At 67.3% G+C, this 21087-nt stretch carries 16 protein-coding genes; 13 read left to right on the forward strand and 3 right to left on the reverse strand.

The features are described 5' to 3' along the window. The first annotated feature begins 60 nt into the window (after nt 1–60). From J2852_RS05285 to J2852_RS05295, 3 genes are all read left to right on the forward strand, one after another. On the forward strand, nt 61–2313 hold the full coding sequence (locus tag J2852_RS05285; protein WP_209871980.1) for a VTT domain-containing protein: 2253 nt from the start codon (nt 61–63) through the stop codon (nt 2311–2313). After that, nucleotides 2310–3122, forward strand: a complete 813-nt coding sequence (locus J2852_RS05290) for an endonuclease/exonuclease/phosphatase family protein (protein WP_209871983.1) — start codon at nt 2310–2312, stop codon at nt 3120–3122. Before J2852_RS05285 ends, J2852_RS05290 begins: the two co-directional genes overlap by 4 nt. A gap of 286 nt (nt 3123–3408) precedes the next feature. Next, nucleotides 3409–4629 carry a polyhydroxyalkanoate depolymerase gene (locus J2852_RS05295; RefSeq protein ID WP_209871986.1) on the forward strand — a complete coding sequence of 407 codons (1221 nt, stop codon included), beginning with the start codon at nt 3409–3411 and terminating at the stop codon, nt 4627–4629. A gap of 185 nt (nt 4630–4814) precedes the next feature. Here the strand turns inward: J2852_RS05295 and J2852_RS05300 are convergent, their stop codons facing one another. Beyond that, nucleotides 4815–5903: a COX15/CtaA family protein gene (locus J2852_RS05300; RefSeq protein WP_246499297.1), complete on the reverse strand. Its 1089-nt coding sequence runs from the start codon at nt 5901–5903 to the stop codon at nt 4815–4817. Nucleotides 5904–6090: 187 nt separating this feature from the next. On the opposite strand from J2852_RS05300, the gene J2852_RS05305 reads away from it, so the two are divergent. Further along, on the forward strand, nt 6091–9579 hold the full coding sequence (locus J2852_RS05305; protein ID WP_209871988.1) for an FAD-dependent oxidoreductase: 3489 nt from the start codon (nt 6091–6093) through the stop codon (nt 9577–9579). Between the two features lie 32 nt (nt 9580–9611). On the opposite strand, the gene J2852_RS05310 is transcribed toward J2852_RS05305, so the two are convergent. Continuing rightward, nucleotides 9612–9875, reverse strand: coding sequence for an usg protein (locus J2852_RS05310; RefSeq protein WP_209871991.1), 264 nt, complete (start codon nt 9873–9875; stop codon nt 9612–9614). A 290-nt stretch (nt 9876–10165) separates the two neighbouring features. On the opposite strand from J2852_RS05310, the gene groES reads away from it, so the two are divergent. From groES to J2852_RS05345, 8 genes are all read left to right on the forward strand, one after another. Beyond that, nucleotides 10166–10456, forward strand: a complete 291-nt coding sequence (groES, locus tag J2852_RS05315) for a co-chaperone GroES (protein WP_109329221.1) — start codon at nt 10166–10168, stop codon at nt 10454–10456. 48 nt (nt 10457–10504) lie between these two features. After that, complete coding sequence (gene groL, locus J2852_RS05320) at nt 10505–12148, forward strand: chaperonin GroEL (protein ID WP_209871993.1); 1644 nt, start codon at nt 10505–10507, stop codon at nt 12146–12148. A 172-nt stretch (nt 12149–12320) separates the two neighbouring features. Continuing rightward, nucleotides 12321–13457, forward strand: coding sequence for a catalase (locus tag J2852_RS05325; RefSeq protein ID WP_281418411.1), 1137 nt, complete (start codon nt 12321–12323; stop codon nt 13455–13457). A 42-nt stretch (nt 13458–13499) separates the two neighbouring features. Beyond that, nucleotides 13500–14063, forward strand: a complete 564-nt coding sequence (locus J2852_RS31960) for a catalase-related domain-containing protein (protein WP_281418412.1) — start codon at nt 13500–13502, stop codon at nt 14061–14063. A 296-nt stretch (nt 14064–14359) separates the two neighbouring features. Beyond that, the gene (locus J2852_RS05330; RefSeq protein WP_209871996.1) at nt 14360–15376 is read left to right on the forward strand and encodes a cytochrome-c peroxidase; all 1017 of its coding nucleotides are present in this window, start codon (nt 14360–14362) and stop codon (nt 15374–15376) included. Nucleotides 15377–15528: 152 nt separating this feature from the next. Beyond that, nucleotides 15529–16686 (forward strand): NapC/NirT family cytochrome c, encoded by a 1158-nt coding sequence (locus J2852_RS05335; RefSeq protein ID WP_209871999.1) that lies wholly within the window; start codon nt 15529–15531, stop codon nt 16684–16686. A 151-nt stretch (nt 16687–16837) separates the two neighbouring features. Continuing rightward, on the forward strand, nt 16838–17095 hold the full coding sequence (locus J2852_RS05340) for a hypothetical protein (RefSeq protein WP_209872001.1): 258 nt from the start codon (nt 16838–16840) through the stop codon (nt 17093–17095). An 87-nt stretch (nt 17096–17182) separates the two neighbouring features. Beyond that, on the forward strand, nt 17183–18418 hold the full coding sequence (locus tag J2852_RS05345; RefSeq protein ID WP_209872003.1) for a BaiN/RdsA family NAD(P)/FAD-dependent oxidoreductase: 1236 nt from the start codon (nt 17183–17185) through the stop codon (nt 18416–18418). A 17-nt stretch (nt 18419–18435) separates the two neighbouring features. Here the strand turns inward: J2852_RS05345 and J2852_RS05350 are convergent, their stop codons facing one another. After that, nucleotides 18436–20589, reverse strand: coding sequence for a transglycosylase domain-containing protein (locus tag J2852_RS05350; RefSeq protein WP_209872006.1), 2154 nt, complete (start codon nt 20587–20589; stop codon nt 18436–18438). 186 nt (nt 20590–20775) lie between these two features. On the opposite strand from J2852_RS05350, the gene J2852_RS05355 reads away from it, so the two are divergent. Continuing rightward, nucleotides 20776–21087, forward strand: a complete 312-nt coding sequence (locus J2852_RS05355; RefSeq protein WP_209872009.1) for a polyhydroxyalkanoic acid system family protein — start codon at nt 20776–20778, stop codon at nt 21085–21087.

The following is a 21087-nucleotide window of genomic DNA, read 5'->3' on the forward strand; positions in this document are numbered from 1 at the left end:
GGACGGGCGCGACGTTTGTTATCCCTCCCGAACGCTCACGATTCCGTTTGGCCCGCCCGTATGCTCGTCCCCGCCCCCGATCCGTCCCGCCGCTTCCTTCCGCCGGAACCGGCTCCGGCCCAGGCATCGCCGATCCTGGTGCCGGGGCGCAACTGCTGGCGGGTGGAGCGGGCCGAGCGCGTCGGGGTGATCGTCGATGCGGAGGATTACTTCGCCGTCGCCAAGGCCGCGATGCGCCGGGCGCGGCGCAGCATCTACCTGACCGCCTGGGATTTCGACGCGCGCATCCGTCTGACACCGCAGATGCGCCGGCCGCGCCGTCCCGACCGGCTGGGCAACCTGCTGAACTGGCTGGCCGCCACCCGGCCCGATCTGACCATCCATGTGCTGAAGTGGGACTATGCGGAGCTTTTCGACCTCGCCCGCTGGTCGCAGCCGCTGTTCCTGCGCAACTGGCTGAGCCACCCGCGCCTGCATTACCGGCTGGACAGCGACCACCCGACCGGCGCCTGCCATCACCAGAAGATGCTGATCGTCGACGACCAGCTGGCCTTCTGCGGCGGGCTGGACATCACCGCCAACCGCTGGGACACCCGTGCCCACCGCGCCGACGAGCCGCTGCGCCGCCAACCGGACGGAGCGCCCTACGAGCCCTTTCACGACGTGATGATGGCGGTGGACGGCGACGCCGCCCGCGCGCTGGGCGACCTGTTCCGCGAGCGCTGGCGGCGCGCCACCGGCTGCACGCTGACCCCGCCGGGCGAGATGAAGCCCGAGCGGCTCGGATTGAAACGGCTCAAATCGGACCGGCCCAAACCCGATCCCTGGCCGCCGAACCTGACTCCGCTGGCGCGCGGCATCGGCGTCGGCATCGCCCGCACCGATCCCCGCTGGAACGGCCGCGACGAGGTGCGCGAGGTCGAGGCGCTGCACGTCGAGGCCATCGCGGCAGCCCGCCGGTTCATCTATCTGGAAAGCCAGTATTTCGCCTCCGTCGCGGTGGCCGACGCGATCAAGGCGCGGCTGGCCGAGCCCGATGGGCCGGAGGTGGTGGTGGTCAACCCGGTGCGCACGACCAGCTGGCTGGAAAACACCGTCATGCTCGGCTCCCGCGCCCGTTTGACCCGCGAACTGCGCGAGGCCGACCGGCACGGGCGCTTCCGCCTCTACGTCGCGCTGACCGACGGCGGCGCCTGCATCACCGTGCACGCCAAGGTGATGGTGGTGGACGACCGGCTGCTGCGCATCGGTTCGGCCAACCTGAACAACCGCTCCATGGGCCTGGACAGCGAGTGCGATCTGGCGATCGAGGCCCCGCATGGCGCCGAGGGAGGCGCCGAGAGCCGGGCCGAGAGCCGCGCCGTGCGCCACGCCATCGCCGACGTGCGCAACGGGCTGATCGCCGAACATCTCGGCGTCGCGCCGGAAAGCGTCGCGGCGGAATTGCGCCGCCGGGGCTCCCTGATCCGGACCATCGAGACGCTGCGCCGTTCCGACGGACGGACGCTGAAGCCGCTGGAGGACCCGGAGCCCGGCACGCTGGCCGCCGCCGTGGCCGACGCTCGCGTCTTCGACCCGGAACGGCCGGTCGATCCGACGGAGCTTGTCCTGCGTTTCCTGCCTTCGCGCATTCCGCGCCGCCACCACTGGATCGCGCTGTTCGCCATCCTGCTGATGGTGGTCGGATTCTGGGGCCTGTGGAATCACACCCCGCTCCGGGACTGGGCGCAGTTGGATGTGGTGATGGACGCCATGGGGCGGCTGCAGGGCGTGGCGCTGGGGCCGCTGTGGCTGATTCTTCTCTACGTGGCGGGCGGTTTCGTGATGTTCCCGCTGATGCTGCTGATTGCTGCCACCGCCATCGTCATGGGGCCGTGGTGGGGCGTGCCGACCGCGATGGGCGGGGCGCTGGCCTCGGCCACCGTGCTGTTCTGGGTCGGCCGGCGACTGGGGCGCAAACCCATCGAGCGCTACGGCGGGGCGCTGGTGCGGCGGGTCAGCCAGCGGCTAGGCGACAGCGGCGTGCTGACCGTGGTGGGGGTGCGGGTGGTGCCGGTGGCGCCCTTCACAGTGGTCAACCTTGTTGCGGGGGCTTCCCGAATTCGCTTTCTGGACTATCTGATCGGGACCATGCTGGGAATGATGCCCGGCATCATTGCTTTCAACCTGCTGGGCCATCAGCTTGAGCGGGTGTTGACTGAACCGACCTCTGGCGAGGTGGCGTTGCTCGCGGCGGTGGCCGCTGTGGCGCTGGGGCTTGGCTGGGTTGGCAACGCTGTGATGAAGAAGACGAGGGGGAGCGGCAAGCCGTGATCCGATTCAGCCGAGAGCGTGTCGAGCGGATCGCCGCCGCACTGCGCGCCGCGCGCGCCCGCCGCCCCAAGCGCCGCTTCGACGGGCGCATGGGGACTGTGCCCGAAGGCATGGCGGCGCTGCGCATCGCCACCTGGAACATCCACAGCTGCGTCGGGCTGGACGCGCGCTTCGCCCCCGACCGCATCGCCCAGGTCATCAAGGATCTGGACGTCGATCTGATCGGCCTTCAGGAGGTCGGCTGGCACCACCGGGGCGAATCGGGGCTCGACCAGTTCGCCTTCCTGGAAAAGGCCACGGGGCTGACGGCCCACGCCGGCCCGACCAAGCACAACGAGCGCGCCCATTACGGCAACGCCATCCTGACGCGCCTGCCGGTGCGCAGCAGTTCCTTCATCGACCTCAGCATCGGCCGGCGGGAGCCGCGCGGCGGCCTCGAAGTGCTGGTGGAGGTGGAGGGGCGGCCAGTGCGCATCATCGTCGCCCATCTCGGCCTCGACCCGTGGGAGCGTGCCAAACAGGTGGGCGTCATCGTCGACAAGGTGGCCGAGCGGCCCGACCTGCCGACCCTGTTTATGGGCGACCTTAACGAATGGGCGCCCAATTCCCCGCGCCTGAAGCGGCTAGCGCAGGCCTTCCCCGACTGGGCCAGCCCGCGCAGCTTCCACGCGCGTATGCCCACGTTGCGGCTCGACCGCATCTACGTGAACGGCGGGCTGACCATCCCCGCCTACGAGGTGGTGCGCACCGTGCTGACCCGCCGCGCGTCCGACCATCTGCCGGTGCGCGCGACCGTCGCGGTCCCATAACCGACCTTTCGTCTAGGGCTTGTCAAAGCGCCGTACCTCTCTCGATGATGCGCATGCCGCCGGAAGCGGATGCTCATTCGCAACGCACATGAGACATGTGCGCCGCAGCATCGCGTGGCTCTTTTGCCGCTCCCGACTGTTTCCTCTGCAACGAAGCCCGAGCTGGGTCGTCAGGCTATTGACCTTAAGGTCATATGCTGTTCTCTTAAGTCTGTTGGTCATACGACCAAAGAGAACGCCATATCCCCGGCCGGGCGTGGGACGAAACCGCGTAGCGAGGACCCTGTTGCTTTACCATCTCTACGACTTGCAGCACGCAGCCCTGCGTCCGATGCGCCTGCTGGCCGAGGCGGCCCAGCACACCTTCCAGAACCCGTTCAGCCCGGTCTCCTACACCCGCATCGGCCGCGCCGTCGCGGCAAGCGCGGAGCTGGTCGAACGCACGACCCGGCGCTTTCCCAAGCCTGCCTTCGGCCTGAAGACCGCCAAGGTCGCGGGCGAAACCGTTGCGATCACGGAACGCATCGTTCTGAAGAAGGCCTTCTGCAACCTGCTGCACTTCGAAAAGCCGGAAGGCACGCCGGCGCAGCCGCGCGTCCTGCTGGTCGCCCCAATGTCGGGCCATCACGCGACGCTGCTGCGCGGCACGGTGGCGGCGCTGCTCGACGACCATGACGTCTACGTCACCGACTGGACCGACGCGCGGCTGGTGCCGCTGGCCCAGGGCCGGTTCGACCTGGACGACTACATCGACACGGTCGCCGACCTGATCCGCTTCCTGGGGCCCCAGACGCACGTCATCGCGGTGTGCCAGCCGGCCGTGCCGGTGATGGCCGCCGTGTCGCTGATGGCCGCGTCGGACGAGCCGGTGCAGGCGCGCAGCATGACGCTGATGGGCGGCCCCATCGACCCGATGGCCAACCCGACCGTGCCGGTGAAACTGGCCGCGACCCGCCCGCTGTCGTGGTTCGAGCACACCGTCATCACCACGGTCCCGGCCTATTATCCGGGCGGCTTCCGCCGCGTCTATCCGGGCTTCATCCAGCTTTCCGGCTTCATGTCCATGAACCTAGACCGCCACATCGGCGAGCATCTGGGCCTGTTCCGCCACCTCGTCCAGGGCGACGGCGACAGCGCCGAGCAGCACCGCCGCTTCTACGACGAGTATCTGTCGGTGATGGACCTGTCGGCGGAATTCTACCTGCAGACCATCGAGACGGTGTTCCAGAAGCACGCGCTTGCCAACGGGACGATGGAGTCGCGCGGTCGCAAGATCGAGCCGGCGGCCATCCGTAAGACCGCCCTGATGACCGTGGAAGGCGAGTTGGACGACATCTCCGCCCCCGGCCAGACGGAATCGGCGCACCGCCTGTGCGCGTCCCTGCCGGACGACATGCGCGCCCGCCACTTCCAGAAGGGCGTCGGCCACTACGGCATCTTCAACGGCCGGCGCTGGCGCGAGAACATCATGCCGGCGGTGCGGGAGTTCATCCGCAAGCACGACTGAGAAAGCACCAATTCTCCACGGATTTCACGGATTTGAACACGGATTTCACGGATTTTTCTATGCGTGCCCAGTGGTCGCCTTTCGATGGGCGCGCTGAGCAAGCCAAAGAGCAATCCGTGTAATCCGTGTAATCCGTGCCTCAATCCGTGTAATCCGTGGAGAATCTGTTGTCCCCCACGAAGCTCTCAGGCGGTTCTCTGCCACGTTTCTCGCGCCGTGACCGGCCGAAGCTCGTGCAGCAGCCACACCAGCCCTGACACGACCAGGATCGCGCCGGCCTGATGCGCGGCGGCCACGGGGATCCACACGAAGCTCAGCAGCGTGGCAACGCCCAGCCCGATCTGAAGCAGCACCATAACGGCGGTCAGCGCGGCGATGCGGCCCGCCCGGCCTGGCAGCCGCGCCGCGCGCACCCGCAGCCACAAGGCCAGAACCACCAGTCCGGTAAAGATCGCCAGCGCCCGGTGCGTCAGCTGGATCGCCGCCGTGTTCTCGAACGGGTTGATCCACCAGGGCGAGAGGTTGTTCACCTCCACCGGGATCCACTGGCCGTTCATCAGCGGGAAGGTGTTGTAGGCCAGTCCCGCGTCGGTCCCCGCGACGAAGGCCCCCCACACGATGGTCACGCCGACCAGCCCCAGCGCCACGCGCGCATGCCGGCGCAGGCGCCGTGCCTCCATCGCCCAGCCGGCCAGCGGCAGCGGGTCGAGGATGCCCAGCGCCGTGCGCAGCAGCAGCCCGTAGATCAGGATCGCCATGCCCAGATGCAGCGCCAGCCGGTAGTGGCTGACCTCCGGCCGGTCGGTGAGGCCGCTCATGACCATGTACCAGCCGATGACGCCCTGAAACCCGCCCAGCAGGAACAGACCGGCCAGCTTCGGCCACAGCTCCTTGGAAATGCGCCCCTGTGACCAGAAGCGCAGGAAGGGGATCAGGAAAACGAAGCCGATCAGCTGGCCCCACAGGCGGTGGAACCATTCCCACCAGAAGATCCGCTTGAAGCCTTCCAGGTCCATCCAGGCGTTGTAGACGCGGAATTCCGGCGTCTGCTTGTACAGGCCGAAGACCCGGTGCCATTCCGCCTCCGACAGGGGCGGCAGGATGCCGATCAGCGGCTTCCATTCCGCCATGGACAGGCCGGATTCGGTCAACCGCGTGATGGCGCCGATCACCGCCATGGCGAGCACCATGGCGCAGCAGACCAGCAGCCAGTAGGCGATGGGCCGGGTGGAGGTGGGGTCGCGGACGTCGTCCGTTGCGGTGATGGCGGTCAAGGCTGGGGTATCCCGGACGGAGGCGGAGCGTTCCAAAATGTGGGGCTCACGCTGGCCCGCGTCAAACGGACACGGAGCATCACCCGGCGGGCCGCTCGGGATATGGGTGTTTGCGCATCGTTGGGGTGATACAAATATTCGACTGGCCAGTCTTCGATTGGTTGGCGGTTTCGGCACTGGAGCGGCGATGGCGGATTTCTCCCTCGGCTTCGGCTTGGCGTTCCAGGATCTGTACGAGCACGACGGGCTCGCGCGCCTCGACCGTGCCTTCCTCGACCGGCTGGCCGACGCGGACGCGGGCTTGGCGAATCGCTTGCTCGCCGCCCGCGCCGCCCCGCCGGCCGGGAAGGAGGAAAGCGACCTGCTGATCGCGCTGGGGCCGCATCTGGAGGACGTCATCGGCGAGCTGTTCGGCATCCGGGCCGAATTGGACGAACTGCGCGCCCGGCATACGGAGCTGGCGCCCCTCTACACCGCCAAGCGACTGTTTGTGCAGCGCCGCGCCGCCAAGGCGGTGAAACCGGACGAGGTGGCCGCGCTGGACGGTACGGAATTGGCGGCGCGTCTCGAAGACTGGCTCGGCGGACCGCTGACCGAGATGGGCTTCGCCCGGCAGGTGCTCGCCTGGATGGACGCGGAGACGGAGCACGCGGCGCAACTGGACACCGCCGCCCGCTACGCCGCGTGGAGCTTGTTCACCGAGGCGGGACGCCGCCGGCATGGTGACGGCGTGCTGTTCCAACTGCCGCACAAGACCGACCCCGAACACCTCGTCCCCGTGGAGACGGTGGAGTTGCACGGGGTCACCATGATGCGCCTGCCCGAGGACCGGCAGCGCGAGCGCCAGGGCTTTCACCTGACCGACCCCGGCACCGACCTGACCGGCGCGCTGGACGAGGCCAACTACTGCATCTGGTGCCACAACCAGGGCAAAGACAGCTGCTCCAAGGGCCTGCGCGACCGCAAGACCGGGGATTTCCAGAAAAGCGCCTTCGGCGTCACGCTGACCGGCTGCCCGCTGGAGGAAAAGATCTCCGAGATGCACAGCCTGAAGGCGGAGGGCGTGCCGGTCGGGGCTCTGGCCATGGTGGTGGTGGACAACCCCATGTGCGCCGGCACCGGCCACCGCATCTGCAACGACTGCATGAAGGCCTGCATTTATCAGAAGCAGGAGCCTGTCGATATCCCGCAGGCCGAGACGCGCACGCTGAAGGACGTGCTGGAACTGCCCTGGGGGTTCGAGATCTACAGCCTGCTGACGCGCTGGAACCCGCTCGACTTGCGGCGCCCGCTGATGCGGTCGGACAGCGGCTACAAGGTTCTGGTGGTGGGGCTGGGGCCGGCGGGCTTCACGCTGGCGCACCATCTGATGAACGACGGCCACACCGTGGTCGGCATCGACGGGCTGAAGATCGAGCCTCTGCCGGCCCACCTCTCAGGCGTTCTGCCCAGCGGCACGCGCGTGCCCTTCCGTCCGGTCCGCGACGTGCACGACCTGTTCGACCGGCTGGACGAGCGCGTCATGGCCGGCTTCGGCGGCGTGGCCGAGTACGGCATCACCGTGCGCTGGAACAAGAACTTCCTGAAGATCATCCGCCTGCTGCTGGAGCGCCGGTCACGCATGAGCATCATCGGCGGCGTGCGATTCGGCGGCACGCTGACCATCGACGACGCGCTGGCGATGGGCTTCGACCATGTCGCGCTGTGCATGGGGGCGGGCAAGCCGACGGTCATCCCCATGAAGAACGGCCTTGCGCGCGGCGTGCGGCAGGCGTCCGACTTCTTGATGGCGCTGCAACTGACTGGGGCGGCCAAGGCCGACAGCATCGCCAACCTTCAGGTGCGGCTGCCCATCGTGGTCGTCGGCGGCGGCCTGACCGCCATCGACACGGCGACCGAGGCGCTGGCCTACTACCCCGTGCAGGTCGAGAAGTTCCTGAGCCGGTACGAGTCTCTGGCTTCCGAAAAGGGCGAGGCCGCCGTGAGCGCCCGCTGGACCGCCGAGGAGGCGGAGGCGGCGGAGGAATTCCTGGCCCACGCCCGCGCCATCCGCGCCGAGCGCGCCGCCGCCTTGGCCGAAAACCGTGAAGCCCGCATTCTGCCTCTGTTGCAAAGCTGGGGCGGCTCGACCATCGCCTACCGCCGTCGCCTGATCGACAGCCCCAGCTACACTCTGAACCACGAGGAGGTGGCGCACGGTCTTGCCGAGGGCATCCGCTTCCTCGAATCGGCCACACCGCGCGGCGTGGAGATCGACGAGACCGGGGCAGCGCAGGCCATTCATCTCGCCATTAACCCGGCCGGGCCGGACGGAGTGGTGGCGCCGGCCGCCGAAGCCGTCCGCATCCCCGCCCGCACCATCCTCGTCGCCGCCGGCACCCAGCCCAACACCGTGCTCGCCCGCGAGGAGCCGGATTGGGTGGAACTGGACGGACGGACCTTCCGCGCCGTGGACGAGGACGGCCAGCCTGTGACGCCGGAGCGCCTCTGCAAACCCGCTGAAGCCCGTGTCCTGATGACCAAGGCCCCGGACGGCCGGTTCCTCAGCTTCTTCGGCGATCTGCACCCGTCCTTCGCCGGCAACGTGGTGAAGGCCATGGGCGGGGCGAAGCAGGGCTATCCGGTTGTCAGCCGCGTCCTCGCCAAGCGCCCGCCCTCCGCCTTCGCGCCGGACGCGCTGGTTCAGCGCCTCAACGCCGAGCTGCGCCCGGTGGTGCACGCGGTCGCGCGCCTCACCCCGACCATTATCGAGGTGGTGGTAAAAGCCCCGGCTGCCGCGCGTTGTTTCGAACCCGGACAGTTCTACCGCCTGCAGAATTTCGAGACGCTGGCCCAGCGTGTGGACGGTACGACTCTCGCCATGGAGGGGCTGGCCCTGACCGGCGCCTGGGTGGACAAGGCGCGCGGCCTGCTGTCCATGATCGTGCTGGAGATGGGCGGATCGTCCGACCTCTGCGCCCAACTGAAGCCCGGCGACCCGGTGGTTGTCATGGGGCCGACCGGCACGCCGACCGAAATTCCGGAAGGCGAGACCGTCTGCCTTGTCGGCGGCGGGCTCGGCAACGCGGTGCTGTTCTCCATCGGGCAGGCCTGCCGGGCGCGCGGCTGCAAGGTCGTCTACTTCGCTGGCTACAAACGGATGGAGGATCGTTACAAGGTCGAACAGATCGAGGCCGCCGCCGACCGCGTGGTCTGGTGCTGCGACGAGGCGCCGGGTTTCACGCCCTCACGCCCCGGCGATGTGAGTTTCGTCGGCAACATCGTGGAGGCCATGCGCGCCTACGCGGCGGGCGAACTGGGCCGGACGGACATCCCGCTGGAGGCGGTGGACCGCATCGTCGCCATCGGCTCCGACCGCATGATGGCGGCGGTGGGGGCGGCCCGGCATGGCGTGCTGAAGCCGCACCTGAAGCCCAATCACCTCGGCATCGGCTCCATCAACTCCCCCATGCAGTGCATGATGAAGGAGATCTGCGCCCAGTGCCTGCAGCGGCATGTGGACCCGGCGACGGGGGAAGAGACCATCGTCTTCTCCTGCTTCAACCAGGACCAGAGCCTCGACCGCGTGGACTTCGCCAACCTGAACCAGCGGCTCCGGCAGAACACTGTCCAGGAGAAGCTGACCGCGCAATGGATCGACCGCTGTTTGCGGCAGGCTGGATTGAGGCGGGTGTGAGGCCGATGCCGGGTGTCCGGGACGCCCGGCGCTCAGTGCCAGCGGATCTCGGCGGCGAGGAAGCGGGTGTCGCCTGGCGTGATCAGCCTGTTCGTCGCCAGCTTCACGGAATGGAGCTTGCCGTCCAGATTGGCCTGCCAGTAATCCAGGAAGCGCCGCAGGACCGGGTATTCCGGCGCCAGATCCAGGTCCTGCCACAGATAGCTTTGCAGCAGCGTCGGGTGGTCCGGCATGTGGTACAGGATCTCCGCCGTGGTCAGGCGGTAGTCGCGCAACTGAAGACCCAGATTGGCCATGCAATGTCTCCGTCGTGGTGGATCCTGTGGTGCCCTTCACTGGTCTCGGTGTGACTGTTCGGTGAAGTTTGCCTGCGACACGGATAACCGGCAACGGGAAAAATCGTTCCATATCAATAGATTAGCAGCCGACCGCCGCGACTGCTGCCAATATTTGAGTTGATTGTCCCAACGACCCTCTTGAATCGCGCGGAAAGCTCGATTAGCTGTCTGGCACTCACCGGGGGAGAGTGCTAACACCCGACCCTGGGCATCCATTCCATTAATGAGCCTTTCGAGGAGGCATCCCCATGAAGTTCCGTCCGCTGCACGACCGCGTCGTCGTCAAGCGTCTGGAGTCCGACACCAAGACCAAGGGCGGCATCATCATCCCCGACACCGCGAAGGAAAAGCCCCAGGAGGGCCAGGTGATCGCGGTGGGTCCGGGTGCCCGCGATGAGAGCGGCAAGGTCGTTGCGCTCGACGTGAAGGCTGGCGACCGCATCCTGTTCGGCAAGTGGTCGGGCACCGAGGTGAAGATCGAGGGTGAGGATTTCCTGATCATGAAGGAATCCGACATTATGGGCGTTATCGAGGCCTAAGTCTCCGCCCGCTCCGGTCTTTCCATTTGAATTCAGAGGAATCGAGAAATGGCTGCCAAGGAAGTTAAGTTCTCCGCTTCCGCGCGTGAGAAGATGCTGCGCGGCGTTGACATTCTGGCCGATGCCGTCAAGGTCACGCTGGGCCCGAAGGGCCGCAACGTCGTGATCGAGAAGTCCTTCGGCGCTCCGCGCATCACCAAGGACGGCGTGTCGGTCGCCAAGGAGATCGAGCTCTCCGACAAGTTCGAGAACATGGGCGCCCAGATGGTGCGTGAGGTCGCGTCGAAGACGAACGACCTGGCCGGCGACGGCACCACCACGGCGACCGTTCTGGCCCAGGCCATCGTCCGCGAGGGCGTGAAGTCGGTTGCCGCCGGCATGAACCCGATGGACCTGAAGCGCGGCATCGACCTCGCCGTCGAGACCGTCGTGAACGACATCCGCGGCCGCGCCAAGAAGGTCACGACCAACGACGAGATCGCCCAGGTCGGCACCATCTCCGCCAACGGCGAAGCCGAGATCGGCAAGATGATCGCCCAGGCCATGGAGAAGGTCGGCAACGAGGGCGTCATCACGGTTGAAGAGGCCAAGAGCCTGGAGACCGAGCTGGACGTCGTCGAGGGCATGCAGTTCGACCGCGGCTACCTGTCGCCGTACTTCATCACCAACGCCGACAAGATGATCGCGGAGCTGGACAGCCCGTACATCCTGCTGCACGAGAAGAAGCTGTCGGGCCTCCAGGCTCTGCTGCCGGTTCTCGAGTCGGTCGTGCAGTCCTCGCGTCCGCTGCTGATCATCGCCGAGGACGTCGAGGGCGAGGCCCTGGCGACCCTGGTCGTGAACAAGCTGCGTGGCGGTCTGAAGGTCGCCGCCGTGAAGGCCCCGGGCTTCGGTGACCGCCGCAAGGCGATGCTGGAGGACATGGCCATCCTGACCGGCGGCCAGGTCATCTCCGAGGATCTCGGCATCAAGCTCGAGAACGTCACCATCGACATGCTGGGCACCGCCAAGAAGGTCGTGATCTCCAAGGAGAACACCACCATCGTCGACGGCGCCGGCGCTGGCGACGACATCCAGGCTCGCATCACCCAGATCAAGGCGCAGATCGAGGAGACCACCTCGGACTACGACCGCGAGAAGCTGCAGGAGCGTCTGGCGAAGCTGGCTGGCGGCGTTGCCGTCATCCGCGTCGGCGGCGCCACCGAGGTCGAGGTGAAGGAGCGCAAGGACCGCGTTGACGACGCCATGCACGCTACCCGCGCCGCGGTGGAAGAGGGCATCGTCGCCGGCGGCGGCACCGCCCTGCTGTACGCCACCAAGGCCCTCGACAGCCTGAAGCCGATCAACGACGAGCAGCGCGTCGGCATCGAGATCATCCGCCGCGCCCTGCAGGCCCCGGTCCGTCAGATCGCCTACAACGCGGGCACCGACGGTTCGATCGTGGTCGGCAAGCTGCTGGACCAGAACGACGCCAACTTCGGCTACGACGCCCAGAAGGGCGAGTTCACCGATCTGGTGAAGGCTGGCATTATCGACCCGGTGAAGGTCGTCCGCACCGCTCTGCAGGATGCGGCCTCCATCGCCGGCCTGCTCATCACCACTGAGGCGATGATCGCCGAGAAGCCGGAGAAGAAGGCTGCTCCGGCCGGCATGCCGGGTGGCATGGGCGGCATGGACGACATGGGCTTCTAATCGAAGCCTACGTCTTCCGGACGTTTCGGAAAGGGCGGTCCCTCGGGGCCGCCCTTTTCCTTATGCGCACCCTCTCCCGGACAGGGCGGAACGGTGGGGATCCCGGGCGGTTGGCAGGAATGCCGGGCGGCGCCTCGATCTCCCGGCCCGTCCGACGTTCAGGGAGAATCCAATGGCAGACAAGCCGAAGACCCCGAAGAGTCCGGCCAACCCATCAGAAAGCCAGCAATCGCCGACCCACCTGACCAACCGTCAGGGTCACCCGATCACCAACAACCAGTCCCAGCGCACCGTCGGCAGCCGTGGCCCGGCGACGCTGGAGAACTACCAGTTCCTGGAAAAGATCACCCACTTTGACCGCGAGCGCATCCCCGAGCGCGTCGTGCACGCGCGCGGCTTCGTCTGCTATGGGGAATTGGAGGCGACCGGCAAGATCGGCGACGAGCCGGCTTCGAAATACACCCGCGCCAAGCTGTTCAGCCAAGCCGGCAAGAAGACTCCGCTGGCCATCCGCTTCTCCACCGTCATCGGCGGCCGCGATTCGTCGGAGGTGGCGCGCGATCCGCGAGGCTTCGCGGTGAAGTTTTACACCGAGGACGGCAACTGGGACCTCGTCGGCAACAACCTCGCGGTCTTCTTCATCCGCGACGCCATCAAGTTCCCGGACGTCATCCACTCGCTGAAGCCCGATCCGGTGACCTTCCGGCAGGAGCCGAACCGCATCTTCGACTTCATGAGCCAGACGCCCGAATCCATGCACATGCTGACGCATCTGTTCAGCCCGCGCGGGATCCCGGCCAGCTACCGGCACATGGAGGGATTCGGGGTCAACACCTACAAGATGGTGAACGCTGAAGGAAACACGGTGCTGGTCAAGTACCACTTCCACCCGCGCTGCGGCGTCGCCAGCCTGACGGCGGAGGAAGCGGCCAAGGTGCAGGGCCAGGACCTCGGCTCCGCCTCCAAGGATCTCTACGAAGCCATCGAGCGCGGCGAGTATCCGCAGTGGGACATGTACGTCCAGATCATGGAGGACCACGACCATCCCGAACTGGACTGGGACCCGCTGGACGACACCAAAATTTGGACGGAGAAGGACTTTCCCCTGCGGCACGTCGGCGTCATGACGCTGAACCGCAACGTCGAGGATCATTTCAACGAGAACGAGCAGATCGCCATGGGCACCGGCGTTCTGGTGGACGGGCTCGATTTCTCCGACGACAAGATGCTGGTTGGGCGGACCTTCTCCTACTCCGACACGCAGCGCCACCGGGTCGGAACCAACTATCTGCAACTGCCGGTGAATTAGGCGAAGAACGCCAGGGTCGCCACCAACCTGTCCGGCGGGCAGATGTCCTTTGGGCGCGATCTGGCGCCGGGGCAGAACCCGCACATCAACTTCGAGCCGTCGATCCACAACGGCCTCAGCGAAAACCCGCGCGAGGAGCCGAACAACCCGCCGGAAATCCACGGCCGCCTGACCCGCAGCGCGCTGGAGCGCCGCAACGACTATGTCCAGCCGCGTGGCCGCTACTGCACCATGATGGACTGGGAGCGCGACGATCTGGTGCTGAACATGGGCACCCTGCTCGGCCAGTGCGAACGCGACGTGCAGGAACGGATGCTGTGGCACCTGTTCCTGGTCCACGACGATTACGGCAGCCGTGTCGCCGGGATGCTGGGCATGACGGCGGACGACGTGAAGCACCTCCAGCCCTTGCCGAAGCAGGTGTTGACCGACGAGGACCAGCGACGCCTGAAGACCCTGGGCAAGAACGGCGACAAGATCGACCCGACGGTCTGGGGCCAGTGGACCAGCTCCGTGAAGAACCGCAAGGTCACCGCCGGGGAGGTTCTGGGCGGCATGCGCGGCGACGCAGCGAAGCCCACAGGCAAGCAGGCCGCCGCCGAGTGATCCGGCGGGCGCAATCGCTCCGGCAGAGCAGGCCAAGCCATTGGCTTTCCGGAGCAAGGCGCAACTTGAAATATGTGTCAGTGGGCAAGGGCGGCGAGCGGATCGCCGCCCCATTTTTGTGCGCTGCCGCAAAAAGCTTTCAGGCCGTTCAACCGATGCCCATGCGCGCAGTGTGGGCATGTGGCAAGTTGTCGCGCGGCGGCAAGATCACTGGTAATACCGCGATGCATCTGTACTCTCCCAAATACATCAAAGCTTTATGGCGAACATTAGAATTCTCATAAGGGAGAAGAGCCATGTCCAAGCGTGCAGCCGTATCCTTCGCGGCCATGCTGATGGTGGCCGGCGGGGTGTCGTTCGGCGGATTTACCAGCGCGCAGGCGGCCGGCGACGAGCCGATCCAGCCCATCGAGCCGGCCAAGGTCAGCAATCCCGGTTTGGTTGAACTCGGCAAGAAGCTCTACTTTGATCCCCGCCTGTCGAAGTCCGGCTTCATCTCGTGCAACTCGTGCCACAACCTGTCGATGGGCGGCACGGACAACCTGAAGACCTCCATCGGCCACAACTGGCAGCAGGGCCCGATCAACTCGCCGACGGTGCTGAACTCCAGCCTCAACGTTGCCCAGTTCTGGGACGGCCGCGCGCTGACCCTGCAGGAGCAAGCCGGCGGGCCGATCGCCAATCCGGGCGAGATGGGCTCCACCCACACGCTGGCGGTCGAGGTGCTGCGCTCCATCCCGGCCTATGTGCAGGAGTTCAACACCGTCTTCGGTGAGACGAAGATCACCATCGACGAGGTGACGAAGGCCATCGCCGCCTTCGAGGAAACCCTCGTCACGCCGAACTCGCGCTTCGACAAGTGGCTGAAGGGCGACAAGAAGGCCCTGACCACCGCGGAGCTGGAAGGCTACGAGCTGTTCAAGGATTCGGGCTGCACCGCCTGCCACAACGGCTCGGCGGCCGGCGGCAACACCTTCCAGAAGATGGGCGTGGTCGAGCCGTACAAGACCAGCAACCCGGCCGAGGGCCGCTTCGCGGTGACCAAGGAAGAAGCCGACCGCTTCAACTTCAAGGTGCCGACCCTGCGCAACGTCGAGCTGACCTACCCGTACTTCCACGACGGTCAGGCCGCGACGCTGTCCGACGCCGTGGACGTCATGGGCCGCATCCAGCTCGGTAAGAAGTTCTCGGCGGACGAGAACGCCAAGATCGTGGCGTTCCTGAAGACGCTGACCGGCGATCAGCCGACCTTCCCGCTGCCGATCCTGCCGGCGTCGACGGACAAGACTCCGCAGCCGAAGCCGTTCGACTGACCAGCGTCGGGCTTCAACGTCGTGAATGATGTCGAAGGCGTTTGGTGGCTCCCATCAAACGCCTTTGACCCTTTTGGGTTTGATTTCGTTGTGGAGCGCGCCTCGGGGCGCGGCTGGCTGATCGTTGGGCCGGCATTCATCAGGGTACGAGCATGTTGTCGGGTTGGAGGAAGGCGGGCGGCCTTGGCGTGCTCGCGCTGGTCGGATTGGCGGGCATGATCGTGGGCGTGGTCGGCTGGGGCGGGTTCAACACCGTCATGGACGCCACCAACAGCATGGAATTCTGCATTTCCTGCCACGAAATGCGCGACACCGTGTACGCCGAATACAAGACCTCGCCGCATTTCCAGAACCCGTCGGGCGTGCGCGCAACCTGCTCCGACTGCCACGTCCCGCGTGACTGGACGCACAAGGTGATCCGCAAGGTGCAGGCGTCCGGCGAGCTGTACCATTGGCTCATCGGTTCGATCGACACCAAGGAGAAGTTCGAGGCGAAACGCCACGAACTGGCGCGCAGCGAATGGGACCGTATGCGGGCGTCCGACAGCCGCGAGTGCCGCAACTGCCACTCCTTCGATGCGATGGACTTTCACAAGCAGACCGCCAAGGCCGCTTCCGCCATGCGGGACGCGGAAAAGACGGGCAAGACCTGCATCGACTGCCACAAGGGGGTCGCCCACAGCTTCCCCAATGTCGCCGCCGGCCACCGCCAGACCTTCGCGGATCTGTCGGCGGAGGCGAAGACGCTTCGCTTCGAGCCCGGCGACACCGTCTATGCGCTCGCCACCCTCGGCGTTCACCTCGCCCCTCCGGCGGCGGACACCCCTGCGGACGGCGAGATCGCCCCGGCGACTCCCGTCAAGATCCTGGCGGTCGAAGGCGGGGCCATGCAGGTGGAGATCGTCGGCTGGCAGCGCGGCGACTCGACGCAGACGCTGTTCGCCAAGCCGGGCAAGCGCATCACCTTCGCCAAGCTGAACGAGGTGGCGGCGGCTCGGGCGGAAAGGCTGCGCGTCGTCACCGACCCGGAGACCGAGCAGGACTGGACGGAAGCCCGCCTCGTCGCCTGGACCAGGACGGGCGGCTATGTGGCTGAGCTCGACACGCTCTGGGCCTACGGCGCGCGCATCAATGACGCGAACTGCTCGCTGTGCCACACGCTCCACCCGCCCGAGGCTTACGCCGCGAACGCCTGGATCGGCAAGATCAACGCCATGAAACGGTTGACCAAGCTCGATGAGGAGGAGGTTCGCCTGCTCCAAACCTATCTGCAAAGCAACGCCAAGGACATCGGCGCCGCCGCGCCGTGATGGTGAGGACCCTTCGGCATTTCCGCCGCAGGCCCGTGGAATGATCGCTGCGGTGAGAACCCGAAGCTGCTAAGAGGGGTTTTCTTCACGACGCGGTCCTGTCGGGCCGCGCCGTGACGCAGACGCCCACCTGAGAAAGAGGACCCCCGCGATGTCGACTCTGCACAAACAAGCCATGGAAGCGGTCCTTCAGGCCGCCTCTCACGACATCGTCGGCACGCTCCAGGAGCGCGGAGTCACCGACAAGCACAGCGAGGAAGGCGACCTCGCCGTGCTCGACGTCGCAATCCTGCACGCCTACCGCATCTTCATCCGGATCTGCGAGGAGAACGGGCTGGAGGTGGATGCCGGCCACTTCGCCGACATGGCCAACGACCTTGCCGACGAAGTCATGCAGGACGAGGAGTGATCGCTCCCGCGACGCCCCGGACCCGTCCGTCCCGTTGCCGCGGGGGACGGGTTCGGGGCGTGGTTGTGCATTGTTGAGAGTGCCTTGATGAGCGCCGTGTCCGCACCCGATCCTGTTCCAGATGTCGTCATCGTCGGCGCCGGCCCGGCCGGGCTGATGGCCGCCGAGGTGATCGCCGCCGCCGGCCGCTCCGTCGCCGTGTACGAGCACACCCCGACCCCCGCCCGCAAGCTGCTGCTGGCCGGGCGCGGCGGGCTGAACCTGACCCATTCGGAAGCGTTGGACGCCTTCGTCGGCCGCTACGGCGCTCAGGCCCCGTTCTTCCGCGACTGCCTGTCCGCCTTCTCGCCGGCCGACCTGCGCGCCTGGGCGGCCGGGCTGGGCATCGAGACCTTCGTCGGCTCCAGCGGGCGCGTGTTCCCGGTGCAGATGAAGGCGTCCACGCTGGTCCGCGCGTGGCTGCGCCGGCTGGACGGGCTGGGCGTGACGCTGCACGGCCGGCACCGCTGGATCGGCTGGGACGGGCAGGGGGCTCTGGCCTTCCGCCGCGCCGATGGGACCGAAACCACCGTCGCTCCGCGCGCCACCCTGCTGGCGCTGGGCGGGGCGAGCTGGCCGCGCACCGGCTCGGACGGGGCGTGGACCGGGCTTCTGGCGGCGCGCGGGGTGGACATCGCGCCGCTGCGCCCGTCCAACATGGGCTTCGAGGTGCCCTGGTCCGATCACCTGCGCGAACGCTTCGCCGGCCAGCCGGTCAAGAGCGTCAGCCTTGCCTTCGGCGACCGGCGCTTGAAGGGGGAGTTCGTCATCACCGAGACCGGCATCGAGGGTGGTGCGGTCTACGCGCTGAGCGCCCCCCTGCGCGACGCCATCGAGGCCGAGGGCTGGGCCGCCCTGACGCTCGACCTGCTGCCCGACCTGACCGAGGCGGAGGTGGCGAAGCGCGTGCGTCGCCGGGGGGCGGAATCGCTGTCCACCTTCCTGAAGAAGGCCTTTTCGCTGAGCGGTCCGCGCGCTGCCCTGCTGCGGGAATTCGCCCCGGCCGGCGACCTGTCCGACCCGGCGGCGCTGGCCCATCGGATCAAGGGGCTGTCGATGGTGCTGACCGGCGTCCGCCCCATTGAGCGCGCGATCTCCACGGCCGGTGGCGTCCGCTTCCCGGAGGTGGACGAGGCACTGATGCTCACCCGCCTGCCCGGCACCTTCGTCGCCGGCGAGATGCTGGACTGGGAGGCGCCGACCGGCGGCTACCTCCTCCAGGGTTGCTTCGCCATGGGCGCGAAAGCGGGCGGGGGTGTCCTCGGGTACTTGGAACGGAGCTAAGGCTCTACCGGTTCGGCCTATCGGTTCGGGTTGCCGTAGTCGTACTGGACGCGCGGGGCGCTTCCGCCGCCGGTCAGGCTGTCGATCAGCGCGCCGATGCCAGACGCGGCCGAGCCGCCGCGCGAGGGCGGCGGTGCAGCCGAGGCGGTGCGGGCCGGTTCGGCCGCCGCGCCGGGGGTGCCGACGGCGACGTAGGCGGGTGCGCTTTCCAGTCCCGGCAGCGGGCGGGCCGGCTTGCCGGCGTGGGCGTCCATCATGAAGCCCTGCCAGACCTTGGCCGGCAGGGTGCCGCCGGTGACCCTCTTCATCTCGTCGTTGTTGTCATTGCCCAGCCACACGCCGGCCACCAGATCGGCGGTGAAGCCGACGAACCAGGCGTCGCGGTATTCCTGCGTGGTGCCGGACTTGGCCGCCGCCGGGCGGTCGAGCTTGGCGGACCGGCCGGTGCCGTAGTCGATGACGCCGGCCATCATGCGGGCCAACTGCACCGCGTGGGCCGGGTCCACCACGGGGGCGGTGCCGCTGCCCTGGCGGCGGTAGAGGACGTTGCCGTCGCGGTCGCGGATCTCGGTGATGGCGTAGGGCCAGACCGGCGCGCCCAGGTTGGCGATGCCGCCGTAGGCGCGGGTCAGCTCCAGCAGCGACACCTCGCTGGTGCCCAGCGCCAGCGACAGATCCTTGCCGAGCGGCGAGTTGATGCCGAGGCTCGACGCCACTTTGCGCACCCGCTCCACCCCGACCCGTTCGGTGATGCGGACGGTCGCGGTGTTGGAGGAATGGGCCAGCGCGGTTGCCATGGAGATGGTCCCGCGGAACTTGCCGTCGTAGTTGCCGGGGCTCCAGCTGCCGATGCGGATCGGGCTGTCCTCGACCGGGCTGTCGGGCGACCAGCCGGACTCCAGCGCCGTCAGATAGACGAAGGGCTTGAAGGCCGAGCCGGGCTGGCGCAGCGCCTGGGTCGCCCGGTTGAACTCGCTGGTGTCGTAGTCGCGGCCGCCGACCAGCGCCTTGACCGCGCCATCGGTGGTCATGGCGACCACGGCGCCCTGGCGCACGTTGGCGGCGGCGCCGGGACCGGTGAGTATTTCCTCCAGCCGCTGTTCGGCGGCGCGTTGCAGCTTCAAATCCAGGGTGGTGCGGACGATCACGTCGCCGTGGTCGGAGCCGACGAAGCCCGACACCAGCTCCGTCACCCAGTCGGCGAAGTAGCGCCCGTCGCCGCCCGGCTTGCGCTTTGGGGCGGGCGGGGTGGTGCGGGCGACCTCAAGCTCCTGCGCGGTGATAAAGCCGGCGTCGGCCATGGCGGCCATGACGACGCGAGAACGCTCCGCCGCCTCGTCGGGGTTGGAGGACGGAGCGTAGCGCGAGGGGGCTTTCAGCAGGCCGGCGATGATCGCCGCCTCGCGCAGGTCCACTTGGGTGGCGGGCTTGCCGAAATAGGTGCGCGACGCCGCGTCCACGCCGAAGGTGCCGGCGCCGAGATAGACGCGGTTCAGGTAGGCGGTGAGGATCTGGTCCTTGGTGAAGCGGTTCTCCAGCCACAGGGCCAGCATGGCCTCCTGGATCTTGCGCTTCAGCGACTTCTCGGGCGTCAGGAACAGGTTTTTGGCGAGCTGCTGCGTGATGGTCGAACCGCCCTGCACCGACCGGCCGGAGCGCCAGTTGACGTACAGCGCGCGGGCGAGGCCGATGGGGTCGATGCCGAAGTGGCTGTAGAAGCGCCGGTCCTCGATGGCCAGCACCGCGTTGATGAGGTGCGGCGGCAGATCCTTGACGCTGAGCGTCGTGCCGTGCAGGTCGCCGAAGCGGGCGAACTCCGTCCCATCGGCGGCCAGGACGGTGACCGAGGCGCGGCGTTCGTACTGCGACACCTTGGAGATGTCCGGCAGGTCCAGCGCGAACCACGCCAGCACCGCGCCGAGGCCGACGCCGCACCAGATGGCCGCGACGGCCGCCCAGCTCGCCAGCGTGCCGAGGATCGAGCGGCGGCCGGCCTTCTGGGCGCGCGGCTGACGGGGCGGCTTGGCGGCCTTGGGCGGGCGCGGCGGCTTGGGCGCGCGTTCCGGCGTCTTGGGCAGTTTCGGAAGCTTGGGACGGAGCGCTGGCTTCTCGTCGCGGGTCTGGACGGGGCGCGGCCCCGGAAAGAGTTCAACCGGTCGATCGTTGCTCACGGCGCGGTCGCTGCCCCTGAATGAAAAGCTGTTCGCGTCATATACGCTTCCGGGGCCTTACCCCGAAAGAGCGGCATCGAACGGGAGAACATTTGTCCTTGGACCGTGGCAGAAGAATGACGGGATTTGGCGCCAACTTGTTTGTTGTCTTTTGAGACCTGCGATGCCGAAACGGAGAAGCCGTCCATGTCGAAACCTCTCACCGTGACCATTCCCCACCAGCTGGGCCGGCAGGAGGCCAAGCGGCGCCTGACGGAAGGGATGGGGCAGGCCCGCTCCTATCTCAGCGCGGTGGCGACCAGCATGGAGGACCATTGGGTGGAGGATCGCATGGACTTCCGCGTGGTGGCGCTGGCCCAGACGGTCACCGGCTGGATCGACGTGCAGGAGGATTGCGTCAACGTCGAGGTTCAGTTGCCCTGGGCCTTGGGCATGCTGGCGAACAAGCTGAAGGACAAGCTCCAGCACCAGGGCACGCTGATGCTGGAGAAGAAGTGA

Origin of the sequence: Azospirillum soli (assembly GCF_017876165.1) — a bacterium.
GTDB lineage: Bacteria > Pseudomonadota > Alphaproteobacteria > Azospirillales > Azospirillaceae > Azospirillum > Azospirillum soli.